14 protein-coding genes are annotated in these 14,078 nt (G+C 68.2%); 11 read left to right on the forward strand and 3 right to left on the reverse strand.

The window, feature by feature from the left end:
• The first annotated feature begins 110 nt into the window (after positions 1–110).
• The 3 genes from CLV49_RS13230 (at position 111) to CLV49_RS13240 (ending at position 4,466) form a co-directional block, all read left to right on the forward strand.
• Positions 111–2,369, forward strand: coding sequence for a polyribonucleotide nucleotidyltransferase (locus tag CLV49_RS13230; RefSeq protein ID WP_106563953.1), 2,259 nt, complete (start codon positions 111–113; stop codon positions 2,367–2,369).
• A gap of 212 nt (positions 2,370–2,581) precedes the next feature.
• Positions 2,582–3,691: an aldo/keto reductase gene (locus tag CLV49_RS13235; RefSeq protein ID WP_106563954.1), complete on the forward strand. Its 1,110-nt coding sequence runs from the start codon at positions 2,582–2,584 to the stop codon at positions 3,689–3,691.
• A gap of 172 nt (positions 3,692–3,863) precedes the next feature.
• Entirely contained in the window at positions 3,864–4,466 is a 603-nt protein-coding gene (locus CLV49_RS13240) for a histidine phosphatase family protein (RefSeq protein WP_106563955.1), read from the forward strand.
• Between the two features lie 17 nt (positions 4,467–4,483).
• Here CLV49_RS13240 and CLV49_RS13245 read toward each other — a convergent pair whose 3' ends face one another.
• A complete protein-coding gene (locus CLV49_RS13245) occupies positions 4,484–4,945 on the reverse strand; it encodes a GNAT family N-acetyltransferase (protein WP_243696573.1) in 462 nt (153 codons plus the stop codon).
• Positions 4,946–4,982: 37 nt separating this feature from the next.
• Between CLV49_RS13245 and CLV49_RS13250 the strand changes: the two genes are divergently transcribed.
• Together CLV49_RS13250 and CLV49_RS13255 are read left to right on the forward strand one after the other, a co-directional pair.
• Entirely contained in the window at positions 4,983–5,735 is a 753-nt protein-coding gene (locus CLV49_RS13250; RefSeq protein WP_106563957.1) for a 4-hydroxy-tetrahydrodipicolinate reductase, read from the forward strand.
• Positions 5,732–6,166: a hypothetical protein gene (locus CLV49_RS13255; RefSeq protein ID WP_106563958.1), complete on the forward strand. Its 435-nt coding sequence runs from the start codon at positions 5,732–5,734 to the stop codon at positions 6,164–6,166. The genes CLV49_RS13250 and CLV49_RS13255 overlap by 4 nt, the downstream gene beginning before the upstream one ends.
• Here CLV49_RS13255 and CLV49_RS13260 read toward each other — a convergent pair.
• Both CLV49_RS13260 and CLV49_RS13265 read right to left on the reverse strand, forming a co-directional pair.
• On the reverse strand, positions 6,150–7,043 hold the full coding sequence (locus CLV49_RS13260; protein ID WP_106563959.1) for a TIGR01777 family oxidoreductase: 894 nt from the start codon (positions 7,041–7,043) through the stop codon (positions 6,150–6,152). The genes CLV49_RS13255 and CLV49_RS13260 overlap by 17 nt on opposite strands.
• A 25-nt stretch (positions 7,044–7,068) precedes the next feature.
• Positions 7,069–7,494: an OsmC family peroxiredoxin gene (locus tag CLV49_RS13265; RefSeq protein ID WP_106563960.1), complete on the reverse strand. Its 426-nt coding sequence runs from the start codon at positions 7,492–7,494 to the stop codon at positions 7,069–7,071.
• A gap of 143 nt (positions 7,495–7,637) precedes the next feature.
• On the opposite strand from CLV49_RS13265, the gene dapA reads away from it, so the two are divergent.
• From dapA to CLV49_RS13295, 6 genes are all read left to right on the forward strand, one after another.
• Entirely contained in the window at positions 7,638–8,615 is a 978-nt protein-coding gene (gene dapA, locus CLV49_RS13270) for a 4-hydroxy-tetrahydrodipicolinate synthase (RefSeq protein WP_106563961.1), read from the forward strand.
• A gap of 23 nt (positions 8,616–8,638) precedes the next feature.
• The gene (locus CLV49_RS13275; protein ID WP_106563962.1) at positions 8,639–10,315 is read left to right on the forward strand and encodes a ribonuclease J; all 1,677 of its coding nucleotides are present in this window, start codon (positions 8,639–8,641) and stop codon (positions 10,313–10,315) included.
• A gap of 125 nt (positions 10,316–10,440) precedes the next feature.
• Complete coding sequence (locus tag CLV49_RS13280) at positions 10,441–11,490, forward strand: efflux RND transporter periplasmic adaptor subunit (RefSeq protein WP_106563963.1); 1,050 nt, start codon at positions 10,441–10,443, stop codon at positions 11,488–11,490.
• Complete coding sequence (locus tag CLV49_RS13285) at positions 11,487–12,248, forward strand: ABC transporter ATP-binding protein (protein WP_106563964.1); 762 nt, start codon at positions 11,487–11,489, stop codon at positions 12,246–12,248. The genes CLV49_RS13280 and CLV49_RS13285 overlap by 4 nt, the downstream gene beginning before the upstream one ends.
• A complete protein-coding gene (locus CLV49_RS13290; protein ID WP_106563965.1) occupies positions 12,248–13,459 on the forward strand; it encodes an ABC transporter permease in 1,212 nt (403 codons plus the stop codon). Before CLV49_RS13285 ends, CLV49_RS13290 begins: the two co-directional genes overlap by 1 nt.
• 45 nt (positions 13,460–13,504) lie before the next feature.
• Entirely contained in the window at positions 13,505–13,996 is a 492-nt protein-coding gene (locus tag CLV49_RS13295) for a GNAT family N-acetyltransferase (RefSeq protein ID WP_106563966.1), read from the forward strand.
• The last annotated feature ends 82 nt before the right edge of the window (positions 13,997–14,078 follow it).

Here is a 14,078-nt window from a genome sequence, read left to right on the forward strand (position 1 = left end):
CAGGCTGAGCAGCCTGGGACGAGCTGTCTGTCCATGCCCCGCGTCAGAGGCGCCCGCTCGAGCAGTCGCTCGCGCGCGTCGCGCCCGACGTACGAAGGAGAGAGACCTCAATGGAAGGTCCTGAAATCAAATTCGCCGAAGCCGTTCTCGACAACGGCAAGTTCGGCACCCGCACGGTCCGGTTCGAGACCGGTCGTCTGGCGCAGCAGGCCCAGGGCGCTGTCGCCGCATACCTCGACGAGGACACGATGCTCCTCTCGGCCACGAGCGCCGGCAAGCACCCGCGCGACGGCTTCGACTTCTTCCCCCTCACGGTGGACGTCGAGGAGCGCAGCTACGCGGCCGGCAAGATCCCCGGCTCGTTCTTCCGCCGCGAGGGACGTCCCTCCACGGAGGCGATCCTCGTCTGCCGTCTGATCGACCGGCCCCTGCGTCCGTCGTTCGTCGATGGCCTCCGCAACGAGGTGCAGATCGTCATCACCGTCCTGTCGATCGCTCCGGGCGAGTTCTACGACGCCCTCGCGATCAACGCGGCGTCCGCGTCGACCCAGATCTCCGGTCTGCCGTTCTCCGGCCCGATCGCCGGTGTGCGCCTCGCGCTCATCGGTGACCAGTGGGTCGCGTTCCCGACCGTCTCGCAGCTCGAGGAGGCCGTCTTCGACATCATCGTCGCCGGCCGTGTCGTCACCGACGAGAACGGCAATGAGGACGTCGCGATCATGATGGTCGAGGCTGAGGCCACCGAGCACAGCTGGGGCCTCATCCAGGGCGGCGCCACGAAGCCCAACGAGGCCGTCGTCGCCGAGGGCCTCGAAGCCTCGAAGCCGTTCATCATGTCTCTCGTGAAGGCTCAGGCCGAACTGGCCGCGCAGAGCGCGAAGGAGATCCAGGAGTACCCGGTCTTCCTCCCGTACTCCGACGAGGCGTACACCGCCGTCGACGCTCTCGCCCACGACGAGCTCGCCGCGATCTACCAGATCGCCGGCAAGGTCGAGCGTCAGAACGCCGACGACGCGCTCAAGGACCGCGTCAAGGCGGAGATCCAGGCGAAGGTCGAGGCCGGCGAGCTCGGTTCCGACGTGCTCTCGCAGGTCAGCGGTGCGTACAAGGCCGTCACGAAGAAGATCGTGCGCGGTCGCATCCTCACCGAGGGTGTCCGCATGGACGGACGTGGCCTCGCCGACATCCGTCCGCTCGACGCCGAGGTGCAGGTCATCCCGCGCGTGCACGGTTCCGCCATCTTCCAGCGCGGAGAGACGCAGATCCTCGGCGTCACGACGCTCAACATGCTGAAGATGGAGCAGCAGATCGACTCCCTCTCCCCGGTGAAGTCGAAGCGTTACCTGCACCACTACAACTTCCCGCCCTACTCGACCGGTGAGACCGGCCGCGTCGGCAGCCCGAAGCGTCGCGAGATCGGGCACGGCTTCCTCGCCGAGCGTGCCCTCGTGCCGGTGCTCCCGGCTCGTGACGAGTTCCCCTACGCGATCCGTCAGGTCTCCGAGGCGCTGAGCTCCAACGGTTCCACGTCGATGGGCTCCGTGTGCGCGTCGACCCTGTCGCTTCTCAACGCCGGTGTGCCGCTGCGCGCTCCGGTCGCGGGAATCGCGATGGGTCTCGTCTCCGACACGGTGGACGGTCAGACGCGGTACGCCGCCCTCACCGACATCCTCGGCGCGGAGGACGCGCTCGGCGACATGGACTTCAAGGTCGCCGGAACGAGCGAGTTCGTCACCGCGATCCAGCTCGACACGAAGCTCGACGGCATCCCCGCCTCGGTCCTCGCCGCTGCGCTCACGCAGGCGAAGGAGGCTCGCATGTCGATCCTCGCCGTGCTGAACGCGGCGATCGACGCTCCTGACGAGATGGCGCCCACCGCGCCGCGCGTCATCAGCGTGCAGATCCCCGTCGACAAGATCGGTGAGCTGATCGGCCCGAAGGGCAAGACGATCAACGCCATCCAGGACGAGACCGGTGCAGACATCTCGATCGAGGAGGACGGCACCGTCTACATCGGTGCTGTCGACGGTCCGTCGGCCGAAGCCGCACGCGCACAGGTCAACGCGATCGCCAACCCGACCAACCCCGAGGTGGGCGAGCAGTTCCTCGGCACGGTCGTGAAGATCGCGACGTTCGGTGCGTTCGTCTCGCTCCTCCCGGGCAAGGACGGACTCCTCCACATCTCGGAGGTCCGGAAGCTCGCGGGCGGCAAGCGCGTCGAGAACGTCGAGGACGTCCTCGGAGTCGGCCAGAAGATCCTCGTGGAGATCACGAAGATCGACGACCGCGGCAAGCTGTCGCTCGCTCCGGTCGTCGCGGAGGAGGCAGCGTCTGACGCTGCCCCGGCCGAGACTACCGTCGAGGCCTGATCGCTCGGATCGCATCGGAACGGCCCGTCCCCTGTTGGGGGGCGGGCCGTTCCGCATTGCTGCAGACCCAGGAAAGCGCTGTCGGACGGCCGTTGCGCAATCGTTATGAAAGCGTCATCCGGCGGCCACGCGTCCGCGTCGCTGATGTCATGGGTGTGACATAGCCTTCCCTCACGGGACGTTGGGAATCGGTCCGTGGAAGGGGGAGCGGCATGGTCGACATCGGTCAGTTCGCGCCCCGTCTCCACTCGGGCCCCGGGTTCCTTCCGAGCAGTGCGAACCCCGACGGTGCGACCCCGAGCGGCGGCATTCCGTCTCGCGACGTCGAGGCCTCCCTGGCTGCGGGTGCGCACCCGTCTGCACCCATCGGTGTGATGCCCGGTATCCCCGGAATCGGGGAGAGGCTGCGTCGTCCGTTCGGCGACACGGATCTCCGCGTCTTCCCGGTGGGTCTCGGCGGCAGCGTCTTCGGCTGGACGGCTTCCGCGGACGAGACCCGGGGGATCCTCGACCGCTACGCCGACTACGGCGGCAACTTCATCGATACTGCGGACAGCTACGCCGGAGGGCTCAGCGAGGTTCGCATCGGAGCCTGGATGGCACACCGAGGCAACCGCGATCGCATGGTCGTGTCCACGAAGATCGGCCGACACCCCGATGCTCCCGGACTCGGTCCCGTCAACATGGTGCGCGCGGTCGAAGCCTCCCTCGAGAGGCTTCAGACCGATCACATCGACCTCCTGTTCTTCCACACCGACGACGAGACCGTTCCGCTCGAGGACTCCCTCGGCACGGCTGCCTGGCTCATCGAGAGCGGCAAGGTGCGCTACCTCGCCGCATCCAACTTCACGCCGGCCCGGATCGTCGAGGCACGCATCCTCGCGTCGACGGGACTGCCGCGCTTCGTCGGGCTGCAGCACGAGTACAGCCTTCTCAGTCGCCGCGGATTCGAGGGCGATTCCGAACTCGTCGCACGTGGCCAACGGCTCGGCGTCTTGGCGTACTACGCGCTCGGCAACGGATTCCTCACGGGGAAGTACCGGTCTCGTGCCGACTTCGTGGGAGGCGGTTCCCGGGCGGCCAGAGCGTCCGCGCACTTCGGGCGTCGTGGTTTGCGCATTCTCTCCGTGCTCGATCACGTGGCCGCAGAGCACAACACGTCGCCCACCTCCATCGCCCTCGCCTGGCTGCTCGCGAAGCAGACCGTGACAGCACCGGTGGTGAGCGCTTCGAGGCCCGATCAGGTCGACGATCTCGTCGCGGCCACCGGCGTGCAGCTCACCCGGACGCAGATGGTCGAACTCGACCGCGTCAGTTCCTGAGTCGTTCGGATTCTCCACGCACCGCCCGTCGGACCTCCGCGTTCGCAGTCCTCTGACGTAGGCTGGGAACGACGAATCGCACCGTCGCCTTCCGTCCGGTCACGTCACACGGTTGCCCACGGGACCTCAGTCGGGCCGCGGATCTCCGGAAGGAACGAGGAGGAACGCCACAATGTCCCAATACCTCTACCTCGTGCGCCACGGCGAGCAGCAGGACGCCCAGCACGGCATGGGTGACGGACCGCTCTCGGCCCGCGGACGCCGCCAGGCGCAGCTCCTCGCCGAGAGGCTCGGCGGGCTGCCTCTCACAGCCGCCTACCACTCGCCGCTTCAACGTGCCGCAGAGACCGCGACCATCGTCGCCCAGCGGCTCCCGTCCGTTTCGCCTGAGCCGTCCGCTCTTCTCTTCGACTGCGTTCCCACCGGCCGCACACCGGAGACCCCGTCGGCGTATCTGCCGTTCTTCGGGTCGGTGACCGACGAGGAAGTGGAGGCGGGTACGGCGCAGATGGCCGATGCCGTCGCCGAGTACCTCGCGCCTCGACCGGGCGACCGGCACGACGTGCTCATCACCCACAACTTCGTCATCTCGTGGTTCGTCCGCGAGGTGCTCGCCGCCCCCGCGTGGAAGTGGATGACGATCGATCAGGCGAACTGCGGACTCACGATCCTCCACCGCAAGCCGGGCCGACCGTGGAGCCTGCTCGTGCACAACGACCTCTCCCATCTCCCCGTCGAACTGCGAACCGGCCTCCCCGATCCCCTCCCGGTCTAGGCGCGGGAAGCCGGTGGTCAGTCCGCGAGGACCTTGCGGTACCAGTTCGTCGCATTCGGGTTGTCGTTGTACGGCTCCACGTCCTCGTACCCCGCTGAGCGGTAGAGGGCGGCTGCGGAGGCGAGGCTCGAGTTCGTGTCGAGCACGATGTCGACGGCACCCAGGTCGGCGGCCCGGCGTTCCAGCTCGCGGAGAAGCGATCCGCCCCACCCTCGACCCCTGGTCTCGGGGCGGAGGAACAGGTGCTTCACCTCGAAGCGTGTCGGATCGAGGGAGCGGATGCCGCCGCAGCCGACGGGTCGCCCCTCGTCGTCCTCGACGACGAGGAAGACACCGGCCGGGGGAGTGAAGCGCGCAGGGTCCGGGTGCACGATGCGGTAGGTGCCTCCGGTGAAGCCGAGCTCGCGGCTCGTGAAGTACTCGGTCAGAAGAGCGTGCGCGATCGGGTCGTCCGTCGCGCGTTCGATGAAGGCAACCACGACCTCGATCGTATCGGCGCGCCTGTAGATTGGGAGCATGACCACAACCGTCGCCGTCGCGGGAGCGCGGGGAAAGCTCGGCAGCCTCGTGGCCCGGATCGTCGACGATCTGGACGGCTTCGAGCTCGTCGCGTCCCTCGACTCCTCGAGCCCCCTCTCCGACCTCGACGGCGCCGATCTCGTCGTCGATGTGACGGCTCCGGCCGTGAGCCCGCTCATCGTGGAACACGCGATCGCCGGCGGCTCGAACGTCCTCGTGGGAACCTCCGGCTGGTCGGCCCGCCGGCTCGCCGACCTCCGATCGCGGCTCTCGGGAACCGATCGCGGCATCGTCGTCGTGCCGAACTTCTCGCTCGGATCCGTCGTCGCAACGAGCCTCGCCGCGGTTGCTTCCCGGTTCTTCGACTCCATCGAGATCGTGGAGGCGCACCGGTCGTCGAAAGTGGACTCGCCGAGCGGAACGGCCGTGCGGACGGCGGAACTGATGGCGGCGGCACGCTCTGCGAACGGTCCGGTCGAGGCGCCCCACATCGACCAGCGCGCGCGTGGTCAGCAGGTGTCGAGCATCCCCATCCACAGCATGCGTCTCCGCGGTGTCATCGCGCGCCAGGATGTCGTCTTCGGCGGAGACGGTGAGGCGCTCACGATCACCCACGAGACCATCGAGCCGGGCGAGGCCTATGACGCCGGCATCCGCCTGGCCTTGCCCGCCGCACGGGATGCGCGTGGGTTGGTCGTCGGGCTCGAGCGGCTCATCGACCTCGGCATCGCGCTCCCGGAGGCGGAATGAAGAGTCGGATCGCCGTCGTCGTGATGGCGCTCCTTCTGGCGCTCTACCTCGTCCTGGTGGGGCAGAGGTCCGTCCTCTTCGTCCTCACCGGAGAGCCCGTCGCCGTCGCGATCGGTGTAGCCCTCATCGTGCTGCCGATCATCGGCGCCTGGGCACTGACCCGCGAGTTGCTGTTCGGCTTCGCTGCTGAGCGGCTCGGCCGACAGCTCGAGTCCGAGGGGGGTCTTCCGACGGACGAGTTCCCCGCACGCCCGAGCGGCCGGCTCGACCGAGAGGCGGTCGACGAGGCTTTCCCCGCGTTCCGCACGGCGGTGGAGGAGGCTCCGGAGGACTGGCGCCCCTGGTACCGTCTCGGCCTCGCCTACGACGGCGCGGGCGACCGCCGTCGTGCGCGCGCCGCGATCCGCGAAGCGATCAAGCTCGAGCGCTGAGCGCCGAGTCGAGCGCCTCTCCGACCGTCGGGTGGGCGAAGACGTAGCCGGTCTTCTCGAGGACGGCAGGACGGATGCGCTGGTCGACGAGCAGGAGGTCGTCCCCGGCCGCACCGAGGGCTGCGCGGATGGCGAACGCCGGAACCGGGAGCCAGTACGGCCGCGACAAGCGTGTCGCGAGCCCCCGGATCAGTTCGCCGGCCGTCGCCGGCGTGGGACCGACGAGGTTGACCGGGCCCGAGATATCGCCGCGCAGCGCGTGCACGATGCCTCCGACCTCGTCGGTCAGGGAGACCCACGGCCAGTACTGACGCCCGCTGCCGAGCGGACCGGCGAGACCGAAGCGTGTGATGGGCATGAGGGGCGAGAGGACCCCGTCCGTGGCGACCACGATGCCGGTGCGCGCGTGAACAAGCCGGGTGGTGTCGCCGACGCCCCGGGCGGCCTTCTCCCACGCGGTCGTGACTCCGCTGAGGAAACCGGTGCCCGGTCCGCTCGTCTCGTCGAGATCCTGTCCCGGTCGGTTGCCGTAGAAGCCGGAGGCCGAGGCTCCGACGAACACGCTCGGAGGCGTGGGGGAGTCCGCGATGGCGTGAGCGAGAGTGGTCGTGGTGGTCAGGCGGGATTCGAGGATGGTCCGGCGGTAGCGCGGCGTCCACGGGAGGCGCGAGATCGACGCACCCGAGAGGCACACCACGGCGTCGGCCGAAGCGATGACACGTCGGTCCACGCGCCCGTTGTCCGGATCCCACGTCGACTCGTCCGATCCGTTCGCCGCACGCCGGACCAACCGGACGACCTCGTCGCCGTCCGCCCGGAGCCTCGAGATGAGGGCGCGGCCGATGAGTCCGCCGGCGCCGGCCACCACGACCTTCATCGGGACACCTCGCATCGTCCGGCGGTCATGCGAGGCTCGCCTCGATCGTGATGGGAATACCGGAGAGAGCCTGGGACACCGGGCAGCCGGCCTTGGCCTCGTCGGCGATGCGCTCGAAGTCCTCGGCCGAGATGCCGGGCACGGTCGCACTCACGAGGAGGTGGCTTCCGGTGATGCCCGTCCCTGGCTGGAACGTGACGGCCGCGGTCGTCTGAATGCTGTGGGGCTCGAACCCGGCCTCGGTGAGGGCGTTCGCGAAGGCCATCGAGAAGCACGAGGCGTGGGCGGCGCCGAGCAGCTCCTCCGGCGTCGTCGTGGTGTCGGAGCCCTCCGACCGGGCTTTCCAGTCCACTCCGAGCGTCGCCGTCTTCGACGAGTCGAGGGAGACGGTTCCGGAGCCCTGGAACAGGCTCCCGTTCCAGACGGTGGTCGCTTCACTCGTCACTGCCATGGTGTCCTCCGTGATGTCGTCGACGGAGCTGTCCGTCTCGCGGATTCGCCCATCGACGCCCGCGTGTTCCTGAGCCTAACCGCGGCGAGCGCGGGTGGGCACCCCTCCCGTCGAGCCTGCGAAGGAACCGATAACCTGGAGTCGTGACTCACGTGAAGAATCCCTTCGGCCAGGTCCTCGTCGCGCTGGTGACGCCGTTCACGAACGACGGCGAGGTGGCGTGGGACGACGTGGAGAAGCACATCGACGACGTCATCTCCGCCGGTGCCGACGGCATCGTCGTGACGGGCACGACCGGTGAGACGTCGACTCTCACGGATGCCGAGAAGCTCCGTCTGGTCGAGGTGGGGAAGTCCGTGGCCGACGGCCGCGCGAAGATCATCACGGGGGGCGGCTCGAACGAGACCGCCCACGCGATCGAGCTCTACCGCGCCAGCGAACGCGCAGGCGCCGACGGCGTCATGATCGTCACCCCTTACTACAACAAGCCGACACAGGCCGGCATCCTCACGCACTTCCGGATGATCGCCGACGCCACCGATCTCCCGGTGATCCTCTACGACATCCCCGGGCGGACCGGCGTTCCGATCCGTTACGAGACGATCCTGCGGATCGCCAAGCACCCCAACGTCGTCGCGATCAAAGATGCGAAGGGCGACTTCTCCGAGGTCAGCCGCGTGCTCAATCAGACCGACCTCCTGTACTTCTCGGGCGATGACGCGAACGTGCTGCCGCACCTGTCCATCGGCGCGTCCGGACTCATCGGCGTGACGGCGAACATCGCGGCGACGCCGTACCGCCAGATCGTCGATGCCGTGAATGCGGGCGACCTCGCGGCGGCGACAGCCGCACATCGTCGCCTCGAGCCTCTCGTGCGCGCCGTCATGACCCACGTACCCGGAACGGTCGCCGCGAAGTACATCCTCCACGGGCTCGGGCGCATCGGCAGCCCCCGTGTCCGCCTGCCGCTCGTGGGGCCGGAGGAGTGGGAGGCCGCGCAGATCGAGGACGAGATCGATCTCGTCACGGACATCCCGGGCGTGGACTTCTCGAACTTCCGCCCGGATCGCAACGCCGCCGCGGGCGGTGCGCTGCCCAAGGTGCACGGAACGACACGCTAGGACCCACGACAGGAAGAGGGCCGATGACAAGCCCCATCATCGAACCGCCGGCACTCGAGGCCGGCACGCTGCGCATCATCCCCGTCGGGGGACTCGGTGAGGTCGGTCGCAACATGACCGTCTTCGAGATCGACGGGAAGCTCCTCATCGTCGACTGCGGTGTGCTCTTCCCGGAGGAGAACCAGCCGGGCGTCGACCTCATCCTCCCCGACTTCTCACCGATCCAGGATCGCCTGGACGATGTCGTGGGAGTCGTCCTCACCCACGGTCACGAGGATCACATCGGGGCCGTGCCCTACCTGCTCCGCCTCAAGGGCGATCTCCCCCTGATCGGGTCGGGACTCACCCTCGCGCTCGTGGAGGCGAAGCTCAAGGAACACCGGATCAAGCCGTATACGTTGACGGTGAGGGAGGGCGATGTCGAGCGCCTCGGTCCGTTCGAGCTCGAATTCGTCGCCGTGAACCATTCGATCCCCGACGCCCTCGCCGTGGCGATCCGTACGAGTGCCGGCCTCGTGCTCGCGACCGGCGACTTCAAGATGGACCAGTTGCCCCTCGACGGTCGGCTCACCGACCTGCGCGCCTTCGCGCGCCTGGGGGAGGAGGGCGTCGACCTGTTCCTGTGCGATTCCACGAACGCCGACGTCCCGGGCTTCACACCGCTCGAGCGGGCGATCGGCCCCGTCCTCGATGCCGTGATCGCGAAGGCACCGCGCCGTGTCATCGTCGCCAGTTTCTCGAGCCACGTTCACCGTGTGCAGCAGGTCCTGGACGCGGCGGCGGCGAACGGGCGTCGGGTCGCGCTGCTCGGTCGTTCGATGGTCCGGAACATGGGGATCGCGGCCGATCTCGGCTACCTCCACGTGCCGGACGGCATCCTCGTCGATTACCGCAAGGCGCACGACATCCCCGACGACCGGATCGTCTTCATGTCGACAGGCTCCCAGGGGGAGCCCATGGCCGTCCTCAGCCGGATGGCCAACCTCGACCACGCGATCGAGCCAGGGCCAGGCGACACGGTGATCCTGGCATCGAGCCTCATCCCCGGCAACGAGAACGCGGTGTACCGGGTGATCGACGGTCTCACGAAGCTCGGTGCGAACGTCGTCCACAAGGCCAACGCGAAGGTCCACGTCTCCGGGCACGCCGCGGCCGGCGAACTGCTCTACTGCTACAACATCTTGAAGCCGAAGAACGTGCTGCCCGTCCACGGCGAGTTCCGGCACCTCTCCGCGAACGCGAAGCTCGCGATCGACACGGGCGTGCCCCGCGAGAACACGATCCTCGGAGAGGACGGCACCGTGGTCGACCTCAAGGACGGAATCGCGCGCGTCGTCGGCCAGCTCGAGCTCGGCTACGTCTACGTCGACGGCTCGACGGTCGGCGAGATCACCGACGCCGATCTCAAGGACCGGCGGATCCTCGGTGAGGAGGGGTTCATCTCGATCATCTGCGTCGTGGAGGCCCAGACCGGTCGACTCATCGTCGAGCCGGAAGTGCACGCCCGAGGCTTCGCGGAGGACGATTCCGTCTTCGACGCCGTCAAGCCGAAGATCGCGGCGGCGCTCGCCGAGGCCGCAGCCAACGGGGTGCGCGATACCCACGCGCTCTCGCAGATCGTCCGTCGCACGGTGGGCCGGTGGGTGAACACCTCGTATCGTCGTCGTCCGATGATCGTGCCGCTCGTGATCGAGGCCTGACCGAGGCTCACCCTCCGCCGGACCTCCGGAGTTTCCTCCCACAGGATGATTCCTCCGGGTCGATTGCCCCAATATGCTTTTCGCGGATCGCACAGCCCATGGGGGCCGCGACGAAGGGTGGGCCGATGGGCGTCTGGCGGAAATGGATCTTCCCGATCGCGAGGCTCGTCGTGTTCGCAGCGATCGCGGTGGCACTCGTGAAGGTCGCGTTCTTCCCCGAGAACATGGAGGAGACGAGTTCGATCGATCCGACCGGGACGGTGGCCGAATCCATCATCACGGTCGAACGCGGGTCCATAGCCAATGACGTGGTCCTCGACGGGTCGATCGTCGCCGATGCGGCTGCCGACGCGAAGGCCGCGCTGGACGGCAACATCCTCGAGTTGAAGGTCGGGGTGGGGGCCGCCGTCGCGAAGGACACGGAGCTCGCCGTGGTTCGCAAGGAGGTCATTCCGGAGCCGGTCGTCTCGACGGACGAGGAGGGCAACGAGGTCGTCACCCAGCCGAAGACGCAGTATGTCACGAAGACGGTGACGGCCCCCGTCGCCGGCGTCGTCAGCTCGCTCCCCATGGTCGTGGGGCAGACGGTCGCGATCGGCGACGTCGTCGCCACGGTCGCGCCGCCCACCTTCAGCGTCACGGGACAGATCGCACCCGAGCAGCAGTACCGCCTGCAGGAGAAGCCCACGGAGGCGGCCGTGGAGGTCGTTGGCGGTCCCGGCTCGTTCACCTGCACGAACCTCTCGATCAGTGTGCCGCTCGAGGGCAGCGACGGTTCCGCCCCGGACGATGGCGGAGACGGCGCGTCTGCGTCGGGTGCGACGGTGCGCTGTGCCGTGCCGTCCGATGTCACCGTGTTCGCCGGGCTTACGGGCACCATCACGCTTCCGGGCGGGGCAGCCGATGACGTGCTCGTCCTCCCTGTGACCGCCGTGAAGGGCAACTCCCAGGAGGGTTCCGTGTGGGTCTTGGGCGAGGACGGCGAGCCCGTCGAGACGCCCGTCGGACTCGGATTGAACGACGGGTCCTCCGTCGAGATCACGTCGGGAGTGGACGAGGGCGCAGAGGTCCTCGAGTTCCTGCCCGTCGACGATGCGACCGACGTCCCCGCCGATGACTGCATCGAGCAGCCGGACGGTTCGGTGTTCTGCGACGACGGATCGATGGAGGGATGAGTCTCCTCCAGCTCGAGGACGTCACCAGGACGGTCCCGATCCCGGACGGTGACCCTCTCACGATCCTCTCGGGGGTGGACCTCACGGTCGAGCCCGGAGATCGTGTGTCGATCGTCGGCCGCTCGGGCTCCGGCAAGTCCACCCTCCTCAACATGCTCGGTCTTCTCGACCTGCCGACCACTGGAGCGCTCCGCTTCGACGACGTGGACGTGCGGACCATGCGGTCCGGGCGACGCGACCGCTTGAGGGGCAGCGACATCGGCTTCATCTTCCAGCAGTTCAATCTGCTGGAGGGTCGGACGGCTACCGAGAACGCGGTGGTCCCGCTGATCTACGCAAGCGGGCCGTCGTTCTGGCGCCGAGAGCGACTCGCCAGGGAGATGCTCGAGCGCGTCGGCCTCGCGCATCGCCTCGACGCCCTCCCCGGCAGCCTCTCCGGCGGTGAGCAGCAGCGCGTGGCGATCGCGCGGGCGCTCGTGCGCTCGCCGCGGTTGATCCTCGCGGATGAACCGACGGGTGCGCTCGACCTCGAGACAGGCCAATCCGTGATGGATCTCCTGGACGAGATCGTCAGGGAGCGAGACGCGGCTCTCGTCGTCATCACCCACGACCCGGCCATCGCGGCGAGGGGTGATCGTCACTTCCGCCTCGTGCGCGGGACCCTCACCCCCGAGCTCGACCCGACCGCCGTCTCGTACGAGCTCGTCGGTTCCGGCTCCGACGCAGGCTCCGACACCGACGCCGAGGAGGCGAGCTGATGCGTTTTCTCACATCGTTCGTCGGTGCCGTCGTCGAGGCGTGGCAGGAGGTGCGCGTCCACCGGGGCCGCGTGCTGCTGTCGCTCGTCGGTGTCACCTTGGCCGTCTGCGCCCTCTCCGCCAGTGTCGCCGTCACCGACCTCGCCCAGCAGGCGGTGCTCGAGCAGGCGGAGGCATCGTCCGGGCGCCCGTTCACGATGACGGGCAACGTCTCACCGAACCGCACGGTCGTCCCCGGTGAGGTCGATGAGGCCTGGTTCGAGACGCTCGACCGGTTCGAGATCGCGTACGCGACCCGCGTGGCCTACGACTACGCGCCCGTGCAGTTGCCCGGAGGGGCGATGGACGCGTCGATCGTGTACGTCGATCAGCCTTATGCGACCCTTCACCGGACGCGGATGGTCGAGGGCTCCTGGTTCGCGCCGGGAGACCGTGAGCGGCTCGCACCGGCGGTCGTGGTGAACACGTTCCTGTGGGAACAGTTGGGCTCGCCGGATCTGGCCACGCATCCCGTCATCTCCTCCAACAGATTCGAGGGTGCGGATCTCGTGATCGTCGGGGTCTACGCCACTCCGTCGTGGGACGAGCAGCCCGGCCTCATGATGCTCGCATCGTCCGCGATCGCGGCTCTGCCCGCCGGGACCTTCGAGCAGCTCTACCCGTCCTACGAGATGTGGGTGCCGGAGGACTCGGGGGAGCAGCTCATGTCGCTCGTCTCGAGCGACATGTCGTCGCGGCTCGGTGAGGGGTACTCCGTCGACGTCTACCGGACGGACTACGGCGCCCTCATGGACGATCCGACTGCGGCGTTGCGCATGATGGCGCTCGGGATCGGAGCGGTCATCCTGCTCCTCGGCGCGCTCGGACTGCTCAACATCGCCCTCGTGACGGTGCGGCAGCGCATCCGCGAGATCGGTATCCGTCGCTCGATGGGTGCCACGTCGGGACGCGTGTTCTTCTCGGTGATGATGGAGTCCGTCGTCGCGACAGCGGTGGCCGGTGCGCTCGGCGTGATGCTCGCCGTCCTCCTCGTGAAGCTCCCGATCGTCGAAGAGATCATCACTCAAGGAATGGTCGAGGACCTGCCCCCGTTCCCGATGAGCGCCGCCGTCTTCGGCCTCGTCGCGGCGACGGCCGTCGGAGCGCTGGCCGGCATCATCCCCGCCGTGGTCGCCGTGAGAGTGAAGCCCATCGACGCCATCCGCATCTGACCGTTCGGAAACGGCGACGAAACGTTCGAGCACTATGGTTCGGTCATGACGGCAATCCTGTTGCGACCCGCGATCGGTGAGGATGCGCGATTCCTCGCCGACATGCTCGTCGAGGCGGCCAACTGGTCGCCGTCCTCGCGGCGGCCGCGGGTCCAGGTGCTCGCCGACCCGGCCCTCGCTCCGTACATCTCGGGATGGATGCGCCCGGCGGATGCCGGTCTCGTCGCGGAGTCGGTGTCGGGCGATCCCATCGGGGCGTGCTGGTTCCGTCTGTTCGACCAGTCGAAGCCCGGCCACGGCTTCGTCGCCGGAGGCGTTCCGGAATTGACGCTCGGCGTCAGTCCGTTGTGGCGGGCGCAGGGCGTCGGCCGCGAACTCTTGAGGGGTGTCGCCTCGCTCGCACGGTCGCGCGGCTACGCGCGGCTCTCTCTCAGCGTCGATCGCGGGAACTTCGCGCAGCGCCTGTACGTGAGCGAGGGGTATGTCGTCGTGCGCTCGGACGACCGGGCGGACACGATGGCCAAAGCGCTCGCCTGATCCGCTCAGGTCGGGTGGTTCGGTGCCCACTCGCGCCGAAACCCGCGTCGATCCCGGGCGATGACGGGGGTTCGTCGTACGG

Origin of the sequence: Labedella gwakjiensis, assembly GCF_003014675.1 — a bacterium.
In the GTDB taxonomy this organism is placed as follows: Bacteria; Actinomycetota; Actinomycetes; order Actinomycetales; family Microbacteriaceae; genus Labedella; species Labedella gwakjiensis.